A 487-nucleotide genomic window follows, 5' to 3' on the forward strand; every position below is an offset into this window, starting at 1 on the left:
CGCGCGGCGGCGGCGGCCGGCCTGGCCGCCACCGTCAGCGGCAGCGGCCAGGCCCAGCGCAGCAAGCAGGACGGCTCGGCCGTCTCCAATTCCTACAACGTGGGTTTCGACGCCCGCTGGGAGCCGGACATCTTCGGCGCCAACCACTACGGGCTGGCGGCCAGCGCCGCCGCCCTGCAGGCCAGCGCGGCCACGCTGGGCGGCACGCAGGTGTCGGTGGCTGCCGAGGTGGCGCGCGACTACATCGACCTGCGCGGCGCCCAGGCCCGGCTGGCGATCGCGCGCGACAACCTGGCCAATCAACTGAGTACGCTGGAAATCACCAACTGGCGGGTCCAGGCCGGCATGTTGACCTCGCTCGAACAGCAGCAGGCGATCACCGCCGCCGAGCAGGCCGCCGCCCAGCTGCCGGTGCTCGAGGCCAGCGTGGCGCAGCTGGGCCACGCGCTGGCCGTGTTGTGCGGGCAGTCGCCGGCCGCGCTGGATG

General features: G+C 73.9%; 1 protein-coding gene. It reads left to right on the forward strand.

Translation table 11 applies throughout. The annotated features are described in order from the left end of the window. On the forward strand, positions 1 to 487 hold a 487-nt coding region (locus tag GTP90_RS36060; RefSeq protein WP_161087965.1), incomplete at both ends, for a TolC family protein.

Source organism: Duganella vulcania (assembly GCF_009857655.1).
Classification (GTDB): domain Bacteria; phylum Pseudomonadota; class Gammaproteobacteria; order Burkholderiales; family Burkholderiaceae_D; genus Rugamonas; species Rugamonas vulcania.